This is a genomic window from Paracoccus sp. IB05, from assembly GCF_016405985.1.
In the GTDB taxonomy this organism is placed as follows: domain Bacteria; phylum Pseudomonadota; class Alphaproteobacteria; order Rhodobacterales; family Rhodobacteraceae; genus Pseudogemmobacter.
The window spans coordinates 1-19,279 of record NZ_JAEFCF010000059.1 but is presented as its reverse complement, the minus strand read 5'-3'; the positions used below and the strand labels follow the sequence as shown (position 1 = coordinate 19,279).

The 19,279-nt window shown below is 60.4% G+C and carries 14 protein-coding genes and 1 tRNA gene; 2 read left to right on the top strand and 13 right to left on the bottom strand.

The features are described from left to right. From JC607_RS23735 to secE, 13 genes are all read right to left on the bottom strand, one after another. On the bottom strand, nucleotides 1-97 hold a 97-nt coding region (locus JC607_RS23735), incomplete at its 3' end, for a GTP-binding protein (protein ID WP_141399411.1). Nucleotides 98-177: 80 nt separating this feature from the next. Continuing rightward, complete coding sequence (gene fusA, locus JC607_RS23730; protein WP_198839202.1) at nucleotides 178-2,295, bottom strand: elongation factor G; 2,118 nt, start codon at nucleotides 2,293-2,295, stop codon at nucleotides 178-180. Nucleotides 2,296-2,304: 9 nt separating this feature from the next. Further along, nucleotides 2,305-2,775, bottom strand: coding sequence for a 30S ribosomal protein S7 (gene rpsG, locus JC607_RS23725; protein WP_092895891.1), 471 nt, complete (start codon nucleotides 2,773-2,775; stop codon nucleotides 2,305-2,307). A gap of 20 nt (nucleotides 2,776-2,795) precedes the next feature. After that, on the bottom strand, nucleotides 2,796-3,167 hold the full coding sequence (gene rpsL / locus JC607_RS23720) for a 30S ribosomal protein S12 (RefSeq protein WP_092895889.1): 372 nt from the start codon (nucleotides 3,165-3,167) through the stop codon (nucleotides 2,796-2,798). Between the two features lie 290 nt (nucleotides 3,168-3,457). Continuing rightward, the gene (locus JC607_RS23715; RefSeq protein WP_198839201.1) at nucleotides 3,458-4,321 is read right to left on the bottom strand and encodes a DMT family transporter; all 864 of its coding nucleotides are present in this window, start codon (nucleotides 4,319-4,321) and stop codon (nucleotides 3,458-3,460) included. 332 nt (nucleotides 4,322-4,653) lie between these two features. After that, nucleotides 4,654-8,892: a DNA-directed RNA polymerase subunit beta' gene (rpoC, locus tag JC607_RS23710; RefSeq protein ID WP_198839200.1), complete on the bottom strand. Its 4,239-nt coding sequence runs from the start codon at nucleotides 8,890-8,892 to the stop codon at nucleotides 4,654-4,656. Between the two features lie 87 nt (nucleotides 8,893-8,979). Continuing rightward, nucleotides 8,980-13,113: a DNA-directed RNA polymerase subunit beta gene (gene rpoB, locus JC607_RS23705; RefSeq protein ID WP_198839199.1), complete on the bottom strand. Its 4,134-nt coding sequence runs from the start codon at nucleotides 13,111-13,113 to the stop codon at nucleotides 8,980-8,982. A 243-nt stretch (nucleotides 13,114-13,356) separates the two neighbouring features. Then, nucleotides 13,357-13,728 (bottom strand): 50S ribosomal protein L7/L12, encoded by a 372-nt coding sequence (gene rplL / locus JC607_RS23700; RefSeq protein WP_198839198.1) that lies wholly within the window; start codon nucleotides 13,726-13,728, stop codon nucleotides 13,357-13,359. An 81-nt stretch (nucleotides 13,729-13,809) separates the two neighbouring features. Then, nucleotides 13,810-14,325 carry a 50S ribosomal protein L10 gene (rplJ, locus tag JC607_RS23695; RefSeq protein ID WP_198839197.1) on the bottom strand — a complete coding sequence of 172 codons (516 nt, stop codon included), beginning with the start codon at nucleotides 14,323-14,325 and terminating at the stop codon, nucleotides 13,810-13,812. 545 nt (nucleotides 14,326-14,870) lie between these two features. After that, on the bottom strand, nucleotides 14,871-15,563 hold the full coding sequence (gene rplA / locus JC607_RS23690; RefSeq protein ID WP_092895877.1) for a 50S ribosomal protein L1: 693 nt from the start codon (nucleotides 15,561-15,563) through the stop codon (nucleotides 14,871-14,873). Nucleotides 15,564-15,568: 5 nt separating this feature from the next. Further along, nucleotides 15,569-16,021, bottom strand: a complete 453-nt coding sequence (rplK, locus tag JC607_RS23685) for a 50S ribosomal protein L11 (protein WP_092895875.1) — start codon at nucleotides 16,019-16,021, stop codon at nucleotides 15,569-15,571. A gap of 123 nt (nucleotides 16,022-16,144) precedes the next feature. Further along, nucleotides 16,145-16,678 carry a transcription termination/antitermination protein NusG gene (gene nusG, locus JC607_RS23680; protein WP_198839196.1) on the bottom strand — a complete coding sequence of 178 codons (534 nt, stop codon included), beginning with the start codon at nucleotides 16,676-16,678 and terminating at the stop codon, nucleotides 16,145-16,147. A gap of 240 nt (nucleotides 16,679-16,918) precedes the next feature. Further along, the gene (gene secE, locus JC607_RS23675) at nucleotides 16,919-17,110 is read right to left on the bottom strand and encodes a preprotein translocase subunit SecE (protein ID WP_092895871.1); all 192 of its coding nucleotides are present in this window, start codon (nucleotides 17,108-17,110) and stop codon (nucleotides 16,919-16,921) included. A 477-nt stretch (nucleotides 17,111-17,587) separates the two neighbouring features. Here secE and JC607_RS23670 point away from each other — a divergent pair, with 477 nt between their 5' ends. Together JC607_RS23670 and JC607_RS23665 are read left to right on the top strand one after the other, a co-directional pair. Beyond that, complete coding sequence (locus JC607_RS23670; protein WP_198839195.1) at nucleotides 17,588-17,881, top strand: hypothetical protein; 294 nt, start codon at nucleotides 17,588-17,590, stop codon at nucleotides 17,879-17,881. A gap of 843 nt (nucleotides 17,882-18,724) precedes the next feature. Beyond that, nucleotides 18,725-18,800 (top strand) — tRNA-Trp (locus tag JC607_RS23665). Nucleotides 18,801-19,279 lie beyond the last annotated feature (479 nt).

Here is a 19,279-nt window from a genome sequence, read left to right as displayed (position 1 = left end):
TGATCGCGGCCGTCAGGGTCGTCTTGCCGTGGTCAACATGGCCGATCGTGCCGATGTTGACGTGCGGTTTGTTCCGTTCAAACTTTGCCTTTGCCATTTGGCAACTCCTTCAAATTCTTGCTCCGCGAGGGTCGCGGCATTTGGGGGGGTGGAGGGCGTTACCGCCCTCCCGCCGGATCAGGCGTGTTTCTTCTGGATTTCCTGGCTCAGGTTTTCCGGCACGGCGTCATAATGGTGGAATTCCATCGAGAACACCGCGCGGCCCGAAGACATGGAACGCAGGTTGTTGATATAGCCGAACATATTCGCCAGCGGGACCATCGCATTGATCACGTTCGCATTGCCACGGGTATCCTGGCCCTGCACCATGCCACGACGCGAGGTCAGATCGCCGATGATGCCGCCGGTATATTCTTCCGGGGTCACCACTTCGACTTTCATCACCGGCTCAAGCAGTTTCGCGCCGGCCTTTTTCAGACCTTCGCGCATAGCGGCACGCGACGCGATCTCAAAGGCGAGCACGCTCGAGTCGACGTCGTGGAAAGCGCCGTCGATCAGAGCGACTTTGAAGTCGATGACCGGGAAGCCTGCCAGCGGGCCCGAATCCATGACGGATTTGATGCCTTTTTCGACGCCGGGGACGTATTCCTTCGGAACCGCACCACCAACGATTTTCGACTCGAAGGAATAGCCTTCGCCCGGCTCGGTCGGCGTGATCACCAGCTTGACGCGTGCGAACTGACCCGTACCACCGGTCTGTTTCTTATGCGTGTAGTCGATCTCATGCTGCTGCGAGATCGTCTCACGATAAGCCACCTGCGGCGCACCGATATTCGCCTCGACCTTGAACTCACGACGCATACGGTCAACGAGGATGTCGAGGTGAAGTTCGCCCATGCCCTTCATGATGGTCTGGCCCGATTCCTGATCGGTCTCAACCCGGAAGGAGGGGTCTTCGGCAGCCAGACGGGCAAGAGCGATGCCCATCTTTTCCTGGTCAGCCTTGGTTTTCGGCTCGACGGCGATCTCGATAACCGGGACCGGGAAGGTCATGGTTTCCAGAACGACCGGGTTCGCCGGATCGCAAAGCGTGTCGCCGGTGGTGGTCTCTTTCAGACCGCCAAGCGCGATGATGTCGCCAGCGAAGGCTTCGGTGATTTCCTCACGCTCGATGGCGTGCATCATCATCATACGGCCAACGCGCTCTTTGCGACCTTTGGTCGAATTGAGCAGGCTGTCGCCTTTTTTCATCACGCCCGAATAGAGACGGGTGAAGGTCAGCGAGCCGACGAAGGGGTCGTTCATGATCTTGAACGCCAGACCCGAGAAGGGCTGGGCATCGTCTGCGGTGCGCTGGATGTTGCGGGTCTCGGTCTCGTCGCCCGGTGCGAAGCCCATATAGGGTTTCACGTCCAGCGGCGAAGGCAGATAATCGACAACAGCGTTCAGCAGAGCCTGTACGCCTTTATTTTTGAACGCAGAACCGCCCAGAACCGGCACGAAGGCCATCGACAGGGTGCCCTTGCGGATCAGCGCGCGCAGCTCGTCCTGCGACGGCTCTTTGCCCTCGAGGTAAGCTTCCATCGCGGCATCATCCTGCTCGACAGCGAGCTCGACCAGCGTCGCGCGACGGGTTGCAGCTTCTTCTTTCAGGGCGTCACGGATCGGGCGATGCGTCCAGGTGGCGCCGACATCTTCGCCTTCCCAGACCCATTCTTCCATCGTCACCAGGTCAACGATGCCTTCCAGATGGTCTTCGGCACCGATCGGGAACGCGATCGGTGCGGTGGTCGCGCCGGTGCGGTCCTTGATCATGTCGAGGCATTTCTGGAAGTCAGCGCCGATCTTGTCCATCTTGTTGACGAACACGATGCGCGGAACGCCGTAACGGTCGGCCTGACGCCACACCGTTTCGGTCTGCGGTTCCACACCGGCATTGCCGTCGAGAAGGCAGACCGCGCCATCAAGAACCGCCAGCGAACGCTCGACTTCAATGGTGAAGTCGACGTGGCCGGGGGTGTCGATGATGTTGAAGCGGTGCTTTTCCGAAGTCGGAGCCGTGCCGTCGTAGGTCTTTTCCCAGAAGGTGGTGGTGGCAGCCGAGGTGATGGTGATCCCCCGCTCCTGCTCCTGCTCCATCCAGTCCATCGTGGCGGAACCATCATGGGTCTCGCCCATTTTGTGGTTCTTGCCGGTATAGTAGAGGATCCGCTCGGTCGTGGTCGTTTTGCCGGCATCAATATGGGCCATGATGCCGAAGTTACGATAATTGTTAAGCGTGTAGTCGCGTGCCATTTGGCCCCCTTACCAGCGGTAATGGCTGAACGCTTTGTTCGCGTCGGCCATCTTGTGGGTGTCTTCGCGCTTTTTCACGGCAGTGCCGCGGCCATTGACAGCATCGGACAGCTCAGCTGCCAGACGCTCTTCCATGGTGTTCTCGTTGCGCTTACGCGCAGCGATGATCAGCCAGCGGATCGCGAGCGCTTCACGACGCTCGGTGCGGACTTCGACCGGAACCTGGTAGGTTGCACCACCAACGCGGCGCGACCGGACTTCGACCGAAGGTTTCACATTGTCGAGCGCTTCGTGGAAGGCTTCGATCGGCGAGCGCTTCAGGCGGCCTTCGACGCGGGTCAGGGCACCATAGACGATCGACTCGGCGACCGACTTTTTGCCATCCAGCATCAGGTTGTTCATGAATTTGGTCAGAACGCGGTCGCCATATTTGGCGTCCGGGAGAATTTCGCGCTTCTCTGCGGCGTGACGACGGGACATGTCTCTCTACCTCTCCTGGATCACTTCGGACGCTTGGCGCCGTACTTCGAACGACGCTGACGACGGTCTTTGACGCCCTGGGTATCCAGAACACCCCGGAGGATGTGGTAACGGACACCCGGAAGGTCTTTGACGCGGCCGCCGCGGATCAGAACAACGCTGTGCTCTTGCAGGTTGTGCTTTTCGCCGGGGATGTAGGAGATCACCTCGAAGCCGTTCGTCAGACGAACCTTGGCCACTTTCCGCATAGCGGAGTTGGGCTTCTTCGGGGTCGTGGTGTAAACGCGGGTACAAACCCCACGCTTTTGCGGGCAGGATTCCAGGTGCTGGGACTTGGACTTGCTCGGCTTATCTTCCCGGGGTTTCCGGATAAGCTGTTGAATCGTCGGCATTCACGTTCCTCGTTTCGATACTCGCACCCTATGCCTTATGGTGCGCCGCTTCTCGAGTGCATTGCGCGAATCGCAAAACACAAAAACCGCATTCATCCGCCGATAAGGTGGATGACGCGGGTATTTCTGCAGAGGATCGGACAGGGTCCGGTCCTGAATTCAGGACGCTCTGACGCTTGCGGCACATGGCAGCCCCGCAAGGGTGAGCGGGCTATAGGTGGAATCGCCCCTGGTGTCAACTGCAGCCCCGCCCGTAGCACAGGCGTCCGGGCCAAAGGAACCGGGCAGGATCACCCCCTGCGCCGGGCCTCGCGCAGGATGGTAAAGACGCCGGATGCCACGATCAGCGCCGCCCCTGCAAGGGTCACAAGATCGGGCAGATGGTCAAAGACCAGCCAGCCGAGCAGCGTCGCCCATAAGAGCTGGCTATACCGCAACGGCGCCGTCATGCCGACATCTCCCGACTGCAAGGCGCCCACCAGCGAGACGAATGCCATCGTCATGAAGAACCCGCCGACAAGCGCCAGCAGCAGATGGCGCAGCGTCACCGGCTCCCATGGCACAAAGACCGACCAGACGATGCTCAGCGTCAGGACCGTGATCGCCGCGCCAAGCCCGACCAGCGCCGCCGGCACAGCGCGGCTGATCTGCCGGGTGATCAGATCGCGGCAAACCACGCAGGCCACCGACAGAAGCACCAGAAACGCCCAGGGATCCAGCCCGTCCTCGCCGGGACGGATCACGATCAGCACCCCGATGAAGCCGATGGCCACTGCGAGCGCGCGGCGCCAGCCGACCTTTTCGCCCAGAAACACCGCCGCCGCAGCCGTCGCGGCCAGCGGCACTGATTGCAGGATGGCGGTGACATTGGCCAGCTGCATATGCATCAGTGAGCCGAGGAAAGTCAGCGTCGCCGCCACTTCGCCAAAGCTGCGCAGGATCAGGAATTTGCGGTCCCTCCCCTTCGGCAGGTGTGAGAAGGCCCCCGCCCGCCAGGCCAGCAGCGCCAGCATGGCGCAGGCCGGCACACCGCGCACCACCATCGCCTGCGGCAAAGGCATATCGGCCAGCAGGAGCTTGATGATCGTGTCATTGATCGCGAAGGCGAGCATGGCCAGCAACATCAGCGCGATACCGCGGGTCTTCTCACTCACTGGCATGATGTCGGGCGCCTCAGTTCTGCTCGCCCTGCCCTCTGTCAGGTTTCAGCTCGGTATGGAAGGGCAGGATGCGGACCCCTCCGCTTTATATCAGCCCCCGGCGGCGCCACGTTCCACATATCCCCGGGGGAAAGGCCGGGACCAGCGAACCACGCGCTGCCCACAACCGAGCCCCGCTAAGGGACCGGCGCTCCCAATGAAGAATGCCCGGTCTGGTCCCCCCTGCCCCGGTTCCGCGCCCCGGGAGTGGAGACAGAAAAGCCCCGCCCGGTTGTCCGGACGGGGCCAGAGATCACTTCACCGGCCCGGGGCCAGTGAGCCGGGGATCAATCCCGGCTTTCCAGATCGTCGACGATCACGCTGGCCAGATCAGGCTGCGCAGCCGGGATCGGAGCGGCCAGAGCGGCGGCGGTTTCCGCCTCGCTGCGGCGTGCCTCGATCACCGTCGAGTCGCGCTCGGACGCGATGGCCTTCACGCGGCGCGTGGCCCCGCCCGTGCCAGCCGGGATCAGACGGCCGACGATGACGTTCTCTTTCAGGCCCTGCAGCTTATCGCGCTTGCCCTGAACGGACGCCTCGGTCAGGACGCGGGTCGTCTCCTGGAAGGAAGCCGCCGAGATGAAGCTGCGGGTCTGCAGCGACGCCTTGGTGATCCCCAGCAGAACCGGCTCGGCTTTCGCCTCGCGCAGACCGCGGCCACGGGCTTTGAGGTTCTCTTCCTCCAGCTCCTGGCGTTCGACCTGCTCGCCCTTCAGCAGCGTGGTATCCCCCGAATCCAGCACTTCGAGCTTCTGCAGCATCTGCCGCACGATAACCTCGATATGCTTGTCGTTGATCTTCACGCCCTGCAGACGATAGACGTCCTGGACCTCGTCGATCATGTAGTTCGCCAGCGCTTCGACACCCATAATGCGCAGGATGTCATGCGGCGCGGGGTTCCCGTCCATGATATAGTCGCCCTTCTGGACGAAATCGCCTTCCTGGACGGGGATATGTTTGCCCTTGGGCACCATATATTCCATCGACTGAAGGGTCTCATCCACCGGCTCGACCGTGATGCGGCGCTTGTTCTTGTAGTCCTTGCCAAAGCGCACATAACCATCGGCTTCCGCGATGATTGCGTGATCTTTCGGGCGACGCGCCTCGAAGAGTTCCGCCACGCGGGGAAGACCCCCGGTGATGTCCTTCGTCTTGGTGCCTTCGCGCGGAATACGCGCCACGATATCGCCCGGGCGCAGTTCCTGACCGTCTTCGATCGAGAGAACCGCATCCACAGACATCGCATACTGGATCGGGTTGCCGCTGTCGCCGCGCACCGGTTCGCCCGTTTCCGGGTTAACCACAAGGATCTCGGGCTTGAGGTCGGAGCCACGCGGTGCCGCACGCCAGTCAGACACGATCTTCTGCGTCATGCCGGTTGCGTCATCGGTGTCTTCGCGCACCGAGATGCCGTTGACCAGGTCCTTGAACCGCGCCACGCCAGCCTTTTCGGCCACGATCAGCAGGTTGAAGGGGTCCCATTCGAACAGCTTATGGCCGCGCTTGACCTCTTCGCCATCCTTCACGTGAAGTTTGGCGCCATAGGTCAGCTTGTGCACCGCGCGCTCGTCGCCATTGGCGTCGATGATCGCGATGGACATGTTCCGGCCGATCACCACCTGCTCGCCTGCGACGTTCAGAAGGAGGTTCGCGTTGCGGAACTCGATCTTGCCTTCCTGCGAAGCTTCAAGGAACGACTGCTGGCCGCCTTGCGCAACACCGCCGATGTGGAAGGTCCGCATCGTCAGCTGCGTGCCCGGCTCACCGATGGACTGGGCGGCGATGATGCCGACCGCTTCACCGATATTCACCTGAGTACCGCGGGCGAGGTCGCGACCATAGCACTGGGCGCAGACGCCTTCCTCGGCCTCACAGGTCAGCGGGCTGCGGATACGGGCGACAGGTACGTTATACTTGCCGACCAGATCTGCCTTGCGCTCGTCGATCAGTTCACCCTTGGCGATCAGCACCTCATCGGTGCCCGGGATCATGATGTCTTCCGCCACGACACGACCCAGCACCCGTTCCGACAGCGGAGCGGTTTCCTGGCCTTCCTTGACGGCTGCCGAAGCCGTGATCGAGTTCTCGGTGCCGCAATCATGCACACGAACGATGCAGTCCTGCGCCACGTCAACCAGACGGCGGGTCAGATAGCCCGAGTTTGCCGTCTTCAGAGCGGTATCGGACAGACCCTTCCGGGCGCCGTGGGTCGAGTTGAAGTATTCAAGAACGGTCAGACCTTCCTTGAAGTTCGAGATGATCGGCGTCTCGATGATCTCGCCGTTCGGCTTGGCCATAAGGCCGCGCATACCGCCCAGCTGCTTCATCTGCGTGACCGAACCCCGGGCACCGGAGTGGGCCATCATATAGACCGAGTTCGGTTCCTTCTCGGCGCCATTGTCGTCGTATTTGGTGGCCGAGATCGTGGACATCATGCCCTCGGTCACCTTGTCGTTGCACTTCGACCAGGCGTCGACGACTTTGTTGTATTTCTCGCCCTGAGTGATCAACCCGTCGAGATACTGCTGTTCAAAATCGGCAACGAGAGCCTTCGTCGCATTGACGATGTCCCATTTGTTGTCGGCGATGACCATGTCGTCCTTGCCGAACGAGATGCCTGCTTTGAACGCCTCGCGGAAGCCGAGACCCATGATCTGGTCACAGAAGATCACCGACTCTTTCTGACCGCAGTAGCGGTAGACGGTGTCGATGACGGTCTGCACGTCTTTCTTACGCAGAAGACGGTTCACCAGTTCAAACGGCGCTTTGGCGTTTTGCGGCAGGATATTTCCGATCCGCAGACGGCCAGGCGTCGTCTCGTAGCGTTTCCAGACGATATTGCCTTCTTCATCGACCTGCTTGAGGCGGGCGGTGATTTTGGCATGCAGATGCAGCTCGCCGGCGGCAAGGGCGTGTTCGACTTCGTCGATATCGCGGTAGAGACCGCCCTCGCCCTTCATGCCTTCGCGCTGCATGGTCACGTAATAGATCCCGAGAACCATATCCTGCGACGGAACAATGATCGGCGCGCCATTGGCGGGCGACAGAACGTTGTTCGTCGACATCATGAGAACGCGGGCCTCAAGCTGGGCTTCCAGCGAGAGGGGAACGTGAACAGCCATCTGGTCGCCGTCGAAGTCGGCGTTGAAGGCGGAACAAACCAGCGGGTGCAGCTGGATCGCCTTACCCTCAATCAGGATCGGCTCGAACGCCTGGATGCCCAGACGGTGCAGCGTCGGCGCGCGGTTCAGAAGCACCGGATGTTCGCGGATCACCTCGTCGAGGATATCCCAGACTTCCGGGCGCTCTTTCTCAACGAGCTTCTTCGCCTGTTTCACGGTGCTGGACAGGCCCTTGGCCTCCAGCCGCGAATAGATGAAGGGCTTGAAGAGCTCGAGAGCCATCTTCTTCGGCAGACCACACTGGTGCAGCTTCAGCTCCGGCCCGGTCACGATGACCGAGCGTCCCGAGAAGTCGACGCGCTTACCGAGCAAGTTCTGACGGAAGCGGCCCTGCTTACCTTTCAGCATATCGGACAGCGATTTCAGCGGGCGCTTATTGGTGCCCGTAATCACGCGGCCACGACGGCCGTTGTCGAACAGCGCGTCAACCGCCTCCTGCAGCATCCGCTTTTCGTTGCGGACGATGATGTCAGGCGCACGCAGCTCGATCAGACGCTTCAGCCGGTTGTTCCGGTTGATGACGCGGCGATAGAGGTCGTTCAGATCCGAGGTCGCGAAACGGCCACCGTCGAGGGGCACGAGCGGACGCAGTTCCGGCGGGATCACCGGAAGCACGGTCAGGATCATCCATTCCGGGCGGTTGCCGGATTCGTAGAAGCTCTCGACGATCTTCAGACGCTTGATGATCTTCTTGGGCTTCAGCTCGCCGGTGGCTTCCTTCAGCTCTTCACGAAGGGTCTCGGCCAGCTGGCCCAGATCAATCGCGGCCAGCATTTCGCGGATCGCTTCGGCACCGATATTCGCGGTGAAAGCGTCAGCGCCATACTGGTCCTGCGCGTCGAGATACTCATCCTCGGTCATCAGCTGGCCATAGGTCAGATCCGTCAGACCCGGCTCGATAACAACATAGTTCTCAAAGTAGAGGATGCGTTCCAGATCCCGCAACGTCATATCGAGCATGAGGCCGATCCGGGACGGAAGCGACTTCAGGAACCAGATATGCGCGACCGGAGCGGCCAGCTCGATATGGCCCATGCGTTCACGGCGGACCTTTTGCAGCGTGACTTCCACGCCGCATTTCTCGCAGACAACGCCGCGATACTTCATCCGCTTATATTTGCCGCAAAGGCATTCATAGTCTTTGATCGGCCCGAAAATCCGGGCGCAGAACAGACCGTCGCGCTCGGGTTTAAAGGTCCGGTAGTTGATGGTTTCCGGCTTTTTGATCTCGCCGTAGGACCACGAGAGAATACGCTCCGGCGACGCCAGCGAGACCTTGATCTCGTCAAACGTCTTGACCGGCGCGACCGGGTTGAACGGATTGTTCGTCAGTTCCTGGTTCATTTGATCTTCCCAATCAGGAGGTTGCGGTCAGAGGGTGGCGCCGGTTTCTTTCCAGAAACCGGCCCGGAATTTTCCTTAAAATTCCGGTCACTCCTCTTCCGCATCCAGGAGTTCCATGTTCAGGCCGAGGCCGCGGACTTCCTTCACGAGAACGTTGAAGCTCTCAGGCACACCTGCCTCGAAGTTGTCCTCGCCCTTGACGATCGATTCATAGACCTTGGTCCGGCCTGCGACGTCATCCGACTTCACCGTCAGCATCTCCTGCAGGGTATAGGCGGCGCCATAGGCTTCCAGAGCCCAGACCTCCATCTCCCCAAGACGCTGACCACCGAACTGCGCCTTACCACCCAGCGGCTGCTGAGTGACGAGCGAATACGGACCGGTCGAACGCGCGTGAAGCTTGTCATCAACGAGGTGGTGCAGCTTGAGCATGTATTTCACGCCCACGGTGACCTTGCGCTGGAACTTCTCGCCCGAACGGCCGTCAAAGACGTCCGACTGGCCGGATGTGTCGAAACCGGCACGCCGCAGCGCGTCGTTCACATCCGCCTCTTTCGCACCGTCGAAAACCGGGGTCGCGATAGGCACGCCACGGGTGACGGTTTTCGCGCTTTCGATGATATCCTCATCGCCCGCTTCGCCGAAGGCCTCGTCATAGGTCTCGTCGCCATAGGCAAAGCGCATGGCTTCCTTGACCGGGGTGAGATCGCCCGAGCGTCGATAGTCCTGCAAAGCATCGTCAATCCGGATGCCCAGACCGCGTGCGGCCCAGCCCATATGGGTTTCCAGAATCTGCCCGACGTTCATCCGCGACGGCACGCCGAGCGGGTTCAGCACGAGATCGACATGGGTGCCGTCGGCCAGGAAGGGCATGTCCTCGATCGGCACGACCTTCGAGATAACACCCTTGTTGCCGTGACGACCGGCCATCTTATCGCCCGGTTGCAGCTTGCGCTTCACCGCGACAAAGACCTTGACCATCTTCATCACACCCGGAGGCAGATCGTCCCCGCGACGGACCTTCTCGACCTTATCCTCGAAACGTGCGGTCAGAGCGCGTTTCTGGGATTCATACTGGTCGTGAAGCGCCTCGATCTCTTTCGCCTGGGCCTCTTCGGCGACAGCAAGCTGCCACCACTGGCCACGGCTCAGAGTGCCGAGAAGCTCTTCGTCAATGGTCGAACCGGCGCGGACACCTTTCGGGCCTTTGACCGCTTCGCGACCCAGGATCAGAGCCTTGAGACGCGAATAGATATTGCGCTCCAGGATGGTCATTTCGTCGTCGCGGTCGCGGGCGAGGCGTTCGACTTCTTCGCGCTCGATCTGCAGCGCGCGTTCGTCTTTGTCGACGCCGTGACGGTTGAAGACCCGCACTTCGACGATGGTACCATAGGCACCCGGCGGCAGACGCAAGCTTGTGTCGCGGACGTCAGACGCTTTTTCACCGAAGATGGCACGCAGAAGTTTCTCTTCCGGCGTCATCGGGCTTTCGCCCTTGGGGGTGATCTTACCGACAAGGATATCGCCCGGCTGCACTTCTGCACCGATATAGACGATCCCCGCTTCGTCGAGGTTGCGCAGAGCTTCCTCGCCGACGTTCGGGATGTCGCGGGTGATCTCTTCCGGCCCGAGCTTGGTATCGCGGGCGGCGACTTCATATTCCTCGATATGGATCGAGGTGAAGACGTCATCCTTGAGGATCCGCTCGGAAATCAGGATCGAGTCCTCATAGTTATACCCGTTCCAGGGCATGAAGGCCACGATCACGTTCCGGCCAAGCGCCAGTTCACCCATATCGGTGCAGGGGCCGTCAGCGACCACTTCACCACGGATGACCGTATCGCCCACCTTCACCAGCGGACGCTGGTTGATGCAGGACGACTGGTTCGACCGCTTGAACTTGCGCAGACGGTAGATGTCGACGCCCGGCTCGCCCGGCTCCAGGAGTTCGGTCGCACGGATAACGATACGCTGTGCGTCGACCTGGTCGATCACGCCCGAACGGCGCGCCATGATGGCAGCGCCGGAGTCGCGCGCAACCACAGCCTCAATCCCCGTGCCCACGAAAGGCGCGTCGGATTGCAGCAGAGGAACCGCCTGACGTTGCATGTTCGAGCCCATCAGAGCGCGGTTGGCGTCGTCATTTTCCAGGAAGGGGATCAGCGAGGCCGCGACCGAGACCAGCTGTTTCGGCGAAACGTCGATCAGATCGACAGCATCCGGCGGGTTCAGCATGAATTCACCGCCCTTACGCGACGAAATCAGGTCGTCGGTAAAGTGACCTTCCGCATCCTGCGATGCGTTGGCCTGAGCGACGGTGTGCCGCATCTCTTCGGTTGCCGACATATAGACGACTTCATCAGTCACCTTGTTGTCGATCACCTTGCGATACGGGGTCTCGATGAAGCCATATTTGTTCACGCGCGCAAAGGTCGCGAGCGAGTTGATCAGACCGATGTTCTGACCTTCCGGCGTCTCAATCGGGCACATCCGGCCGTAATGGGTCGGGTGAACGTCGCGAACTTCGAAGCCTGCGCGTTCCCGCGTCAGACCGCCCGGCCCAAGCGCCGAAAGACGGCGCTTATGGGTGACTTCCGACAGCGGGTTGGTCTGGTCCATGAACTGCGACAGCTGCGACGAGCCGAAGAATTCGCGGACAGCCGCAGCCGCCGGTTTCGCGTTGATCAGATCCTGCGGCATGATCGTGTCGATCTCGACTGAGGACATACGCTCTTTGATCGCGCGTTCCATGCGCAGAAGGCCGACGCGATACTGATTTTCCATCAGCTCGCCGACCGAGCGCACCCGGCGGTTGCCGAGGTGGTCGATATCGTCGATCTCGCCTTTGCCGTCGCGCAGTTCTACCAGGGCTTTGATGCACTTGATGATATCGTCACGGTCCAGCGTCCGCTGGGTGTCGGGCTTGGCGACATCCAGACGCATGTTCATCTTCACCCGGCCAACAGCCGAGAGATCATAGCGATCCTTATCGAAGAACAGCGTGTCGAAGAGGCTCGACGCTGCTTCAACGGTCGGCGGCTCACCCGGACGCATCACGCGATAGATATCCATCAGCGCGGTGTCACGGCCCCAGTTCTTATCGGCGGCCATGGTGTTGCGCATATAGGGGCCGACATTGATATTATCGATGTCGAGAACCGGGATCTCATTGACGCCCTGGTCGAGCAGGGTTTTCACCGTGCCGCCCTTGACCTCACCGTCCCGGTCCAGCTCCCAGGTCAGCTCATCGCCGGCCTCGGCCCAGATCGCGCCGTTTTCCTCATCCACGATGTCATTGGCGACAAAGCGGCCCATGATATGGTCGAACGGCACCAGAAGCTCGGTGACTTCGCCCTCATCCAGCCATTTCTTGACCATGCGCGGGGTGACTTTCTCACCCGCTTTCAAGATCACTTCGCCGGTGGCGGCATCAACCAGGTCATAGGTCGGACGGGTGCCACGGACGCGTTCCGGGAAGAAGCGCGTAACCCAGCCCTTGTTCTTCACATATTTGAAGGTGACCGTGTCGTAATAGGCCTTCATGATCGCGTCCTGGTCGAGACCAAGCGCGTACAAAAGCGTCGTCACCGGCAGTTTGCGGCGGCGGTCGATGCGGGCAAAGACGATATCCTTGGCGTCGAATTCGAAATCGAGCCAGGAACCGCGATAGGGAATGATCCGGCAGGCAAACAGGAGCTTGCCCGAGGAATGGGTCTTGCCCTTGTCGTGATCAAAAAACACGCCCGGGGAGCGGTGCATCTGCGACACGATCACGCGCTCGGTGCCGTTCACGATGAACGTCCCGTTCGGCGTCATCAGGGGCATATCGCCCATATAGACGTCTTGTTCCTTGATGTCTTTCACCGACTTATTGCCGGTGGTCTCGTCGAGATCGAACACGATCAGGCGCAGCGTCACCTTCAGCGGCGCCGCATAGGTCAGGTCGCGCTGCATACATTCATCGACGTCGTATTTCGGCTTTTCCAGCTCGTAACGGACGAATTCGAGAACAGCGGTCTCGTTGAAATCCTTGATCGGGAAGACCGACTGGAACGTGCCCTGGATGCCCTCATCGTCATGCGGCTTTTCGCCGTCACCCGAATTGAGGAAGAGATCATAGGAGGATTTCTGAACCTCGATAAGGTTCGGCATCTCGAGGACTTCGCGAATCTTGCCGTAATAGCGGCGGATACGCTTCTGGCCAACATAAGCTTGCGCCATGTTCGTGGTCACCTTTCATCGTTTCGCCGGCGCGCGACCCGTCGGGGCACAGGCACACGCCAACTGGCGAGAGGGGATATCCGGTTCCATACCTGCCATCTGTCCCGTCAGACGGCTCCCGAACCGATACCGCACCCGGAGAGAGGATTTCGTAAAATCCCCTTTCAGGACGCGAATGGCAGGAGGCGGATTGCTCCGCCCCCTGCCTGAAAATCAAAGCTGCGGGGTGACCCGCAAGCCAGATTACTTGAGCTCGACTTTAGCGCCAGCAGCTTCAAGCTTCTTCTTGATTTCCTCTGCGTCAGCTTTGGCAGCGCCTTCTTTGACTTTGCCGCCAGCTTCCACGAGGTTCTTCGCTTCAACGAGACCGAGGCCGGTGATGCCGCGGACTTCTTTGATGACGTTGATTTTGTTTGCGCCGGCTTCGACGAGAACGACGTCGAATTCGGTTTTCTCTTCGACGGCTTCAGCTGCAGCAGCCGGGCCAGCCATGACAACAGCGCCGCCAGCAGCGGGCTCGATGCCGTATTCGTCTTTCAGGATGGTCTTCAGTTCCTGAGCTTGCAGGAGGGTCAGGCCAACGATTTGTTCGGCGAGAGCTTTAAGATCAGCCATTTTTCACATTCCGTTCAGTTAAGATGGGGTCCAACGACGTGTTGATCAACCCTACGAAAGACATTGGGCAATGCCGGGGCCTCAGGCCGCGGCTTTGTCCTCGATGGTCGACAGGATGCCGGCGATGTTCGAAGCAGGCGCGCCAATGGCACCAGCGATGTTCGAGGCAGGCGCACCGATCATCGACGCGATCTGAGCAAGCAGCTCTTCGCGCGACGGCAGCGATGCGACGGCTTTGACACCGACAGGGTCCAGAACAGTGCCGCCCATGGCGCCGCCGAGGATCACGAAACGTTCGTTGTCCTTGGCATAGCCCTCGGAGACCTTGGCCGCAGCCACGGGATCTTCCGAGAAGGTCAGCACAGTCATACCCGCAAGCAGGTCACCCATCTTGGCGATGGCTTTCCCCTCAAGGGCGATTTTGGCGAGCGTGTTCTTGGCAACGCGAACGGATCCACCCACGACACGCATACGTGCGCGGAGGTCCTGCATCTGTTTAACCGTCATGCCTTCGTAATGGGCAACCACTACGACGCCAGAGCTTTCAAAGATCTGGCCGAGATCCTCGACCAATTTCTCTTTCTGGGCTCTATCCACAGTTTCACTCCAAGTTTGGGGTTTCCCCCGGCTCAAGTCAGCCCGGGCCTCGCGGCCAGGGCATTCGGGTCCATGATGTCGTCCCGAGAGCCAAAATCACCCGAGGCAAGCCCCGGAAAAAATCGTCCCGAACTCCATCTCAGGCCGGATATTAAGACGTTTGCGCGTCACCAGCCTTCTCGGACAAAGCGCGTTGGGGCTGAGTGACGAATCACGCAGCCCCAACAGAAAGGGTGTTTAACCCGTTGCACCCTGATTGCCAAGACAGAAGGAAGGCATTTGGGACAGGACATTTGCCGCGCCCCGTCCGCCAGACCCGACCGTCAGACCCGGCCGCCAGAAAAGGAGGGGGCCCTGCCCCCTCGCGCGTACCGCGCTCACCCCCGGGATATTTAAGGACAGAAAATGACAACAAAGACTATTTTCTGTCCTTAAATATCCCCGCCGGAGGCTTCCGTCGTCATCCGGAAGCGGGCGGGTGGGCAAAAGCAAAACCGCCGCCCCGAAGGACGGCGGTTTCGATTTCAATCCAGCCGCAACGCGGCTTATGCCGTGGTCGCGAGATCGAGCGACACGCCCGGACCCATGGTCGAGGAAAGCGAAACTTTCTTCACATAGGTGCCTTTGGCGCCAGCCGGGCGGGCTTTGGTCACGGCATCAACGAAGGCGCGGACGTTTTCAGCCAGCTTCTCTTCGGTGAACGAGACTTTGCCGATACCTGCATGGATCACGCCGGCTTTTTCGACCTTGAACTGGACTTCGCCGCCTTTGGCATTGGTCACAGCGGTCGCGACATCCATCGTCACCGTGCCGACTTTCGGGTTCGGCATCAGGTTGCGCGGGCCGAGCACTTTACCCAGACGGCCGACCAGCGGCATCATGTCCGGGGTTGCAATGCAGCGATCGAAATCGAGCATGCCGCCCTGGATTTTCTCCAGCAGGTCTTCTGCACCGACGATTTCCGCACCGGCAGCTTTGGCTTCATCAGCCTTGGCGCCACGGGCGAAAACTGCGACGCGCACGGTTTTGCCGGTGCCGTTCGGCAACTGAACCACGCCGCGGACCATCTGGTCTGCGTGACGCGGGTCGACACCGAGGTTCATCGCGATTTCCAGCGTTTCGTCGAATTTCGCCGAAGCAGCCGATTTGATCAGCGCGACAGCGGCCTCAACAGCCAGCAGATCCTTGCCGGCGAAAGCCTCTTGCGCCTTCTTCACACGTTTTGCGAGCTTTGCCATGTCGATCAGCCCTTCACTTCGATGCCGCAGGACCGGGCCGAGCCCAGGATGATGTTCATCGCCGCTTCCACGGAATTGGCGTTGAGATCTTTCATCTTGGTCTCTGCGATCTTGCGCAGCTGTGCTGCGGTGATCGTACCGGCCACGGTGCGGCCCGGCTTGTCCGAACCCTTGGTGCGGTTACGCTTGCCAACCGGTTTCAGGCCAGCGGCTTCTTTCACGAGGAAAGCGGCCGGCGGGGTCTTCAGCTCGAGGCTGAACGACTTGTCCTGGTAATAGGTGATGATCGTCGGGATCGGGGTTCCGGGCGGGAAATCAGCCGACTTCGCGTTGAATTCCTTGACGAACATCATGATGTTCAGACCGCGCTGACCCAGAGCCGGGCCGACGGGCGGCGACGGGTTCGCCTGTTGTGCTTTCACCTGCAGCTTGAGGCTGCCCATAATCTTCTTGGCCATCTGGCCTTCTCCTTTTCACGGCGCCGCCCTCATGGAGACGCGTTTAGCGGTCCGGTCCGTCACCTGGTTCAGCCCTCTGAAACAGGCGCTCGCCTTCCGCGCGATGCACTCAGGACCCGAAGGTCAGAACTTCACGACCTGAGTGAATTCCAGCTCGACCGGGGTTGCCCGGCCGAAGATCGAAACCGAGACCTTGAGACGGCTTTCCGACTCATCGACCTCTTCGACCATGCCCTCAAAGCCGTCAAACGGCCCGTCGGTAACCTTGACCTTCTCGCCGATATCGAACCGGATCAGGTTCCTCGGCGCGACTTCGCCCTTCTGGGCGCTGCTGCTTTGCATCCCGGCGACTTCGGCATCCCGCATCGGCATCGGCTTGCCCTGGGGGCCAAGGAAGCCGGTGACGCGGTTGATCGACGATATCAGGTGATAGCCGCGCGAGGTCATCTCCATATGCACCAGCACATAGCCGGGCATGATGCGACGCTCAGACGTCACCTTTTTGCCGCGACGCACCTCGATCACCTCTTCGGTGGGCACGAGGATCTCGTCGATTTCTTCCTGCAGGGCCGCTTCGTCCACGGCGGTCCGGATCTGCTCGGCAACCTTCTTCTCGAAGTTCGAGAGGACGCTCACCGAATACCAGCGTTTTGCCATGGTCTCGCTTCCACCTTCTGACTGCATGGGAGGATTGCCTCCCGAATTCCTGTTGCCGACCCGATCCGCAAACTGCCGATCTGCCCGCCGCTCCGAACAAAAAACAGCGCGCATCCCGAATCGATGCGCGCCCGTGACAGAGACGTTGGCGCGGAATATCCGCTCACGCCGTCCCGATCAAGTCCTAACCGGCAGACCGGCCTGCCCGGCGACCCGTCCGGGCCGCCCGCCGATCCCCGGTCAGACGCCGATGATCAGCTCGAGCCCCCAGCGGATCGCCAGATCCGTAAGGCTGAAAAAGGTTGCCGCCAGCGCCGAAAGGATGAAAACCATGATCGTCGTCAGCACCACCTCACGACGTTTCGGCCAGTGGATCTTGCCCACTTCGCCGCGAACCTGCTGCAGGAACTGAAGAGGATTGGTCGTCGCCATGACTGCGGTATCCCGAGATAATTCCCAAAGCCGCCCCGGTCAGGAAGCTTTGGAAAGCTCCGGTCCTGGCGGCCATTTGCGCCGAGATACTGGCCTGGAGCCGGAAATTCAAGTCATTCCGCCGGAAATCCGTGACAGGAGCGGGGAATTTCGTTGTCCCCGACTTGCGCGCAGCCACGCCTTTGGCGCAGCGCCCTGTCCGAAACTCGCCCTGGCGACGACATATCTGCGCCACAATCACCCGCCAGGTCATGAAGACGAGGCTAGGCGCCCTGTTTCAGGGCCTCACGGGCCCCTGCAAGAGGGGCCAGGCCCGCCTCGCATCTCCGGCTTCAGGGGCCGACACACTGGCCGTTTCCGTTCGCGCGCCAGTTAGTTTCCACGTTGCAAGCGTGAATTTACCAGCAATTTGCTGGACTCACCCCCCTGCACCGCGCAAGAGTCTCGCGGACATCTATCCAGGACCGGAGTGCCAGAATGTACAAAATCGTGACAGTTGCGGCCGCGGTCGCCTGCCTTGCTGTTCCCGCAGCCGCACAAAACTCCCGGGTTTTCGAACAGCCCTGCAATCGCGGCCCCGTGCCGCACTGGGCTGTTATCAACGAGACTCATTCGGATTTTATTGATTTCATTCAGGAAGTTCGCCCGAAAATGCCGCGCGAGCAGGCGAGCTACATCGCCTATCAGGTCTGTTCCGACATGAGCATCGTCGGCAATTCAGAAGAGCTGACCAAGCGCCTGAACCTGCTGATCCGTAAAAGCGGCTATTGATCTTCCCTTCCGAGCGCGCCTGAGGCGGGCATAAGCAGATCCCGCCCGGTCGCGGCTGCGCCTGGCTCAGATGCCAGAGCGGAGCCTGAGCATTCCATACCCTGTCCCCCGGGATCTGCGGGTCGCCGCCAGCGCAGGGCTTTTCACCTCAATCTCAAAGCCGGCCTGATTGCGGGCCGGTTTTTTGCTGCCTGCGCCCCCGGCCGCCCTGCCGCAACAGCTGTAGCCGCAAGCGGAAGCGAGAGGCTCCGAACGGAACCTGAGATATCGGCAGTCCCCGCCCCATGGCATCTCGCTTATGTGCGGCCTGTTAAGCACGGTCAACGGCGTGATTACGGCGACGCCGCGATCCCGGCGTGCCTCACGCTGAAGGCGCGGATTGGCATCGTACCCGGCCAGGCCACAGCGGGGGGCGAAGATCCGTAGCGGTTGATCGGCCTGGTAAGCGGCTGCCTGTTTTCGGGACATAGACGAAAATTGTCGCGGCAGGCTGAGGCACAGTCGGACCGGAAGCCCGCAAGAACAGAACCATGGGCGGGTCGCCCGGTTTTTTCGATGCGCCCCCTGCATCCGGCTGTCGCTATGCCATTGGCCGGGCAACAGCTGTTCCTCACTTCGCCGTCAACAGGGCGGGTCACGCAACATGGTGGAATTGGTATCGGCAGCGATGAGGCTGCCGGCTCCGTCACCCCCCTCGCTGAAGACGGGTGACCTCAAATCCGCGCGCCGTCCCGGCCCCGGGGCGCGCGGCGCCGGACAGGGCGGCACAAGCGCGAGAAACGAAAAACACGAATGATAACCGCTTGACGCCGGCTGGCGGAAAACCTAATGAAATCGCACCACAGGGGTATAGCTCAGCTGGTAGAGCGACGGTCTCCAAAACCGTAGGTCGCGGGTTCGAACCCTGCTGCCCCTGCCATTTATTTCCAATAACTTAAACGATTTTCCACCTGACCAGCTGAGAGCAATTGGGCAGTCAGTTGGGAATTTTCGTTCCGGCTTCCTGCGCTTCCAGACCGGGTGGCTGTTGCCGCGCACTAACTTCTGGACGGCTGCCGATTGGCTTCTGGACAAAAAGTTTACCCGTCAGACCCTGCGCTTGCAGCTCTATCCCTGCCGATTTTTGCAGTCAGAACGCCGCTGCGATCCCGGTCGCCCCTATCGTGACCGGCCGAGGACCGAAAATGCGAGCCACCGGCAGGGGCTCATAGCAGCGGGTGTTCATATGCGGCTCAGGAGACCAGTGTGCGGTGTCTGATCATGGTGCGGGCATTTTTTGAGACACCATCCGCTGATGACTGAATAGCCCCATGTTTCGTGGACGCCTTCTTCGCTAACTTTGCGGCAAGGAGGCCATGATGGGCACAGGTAATTTCACTGACGATTTCAAGCGCGATG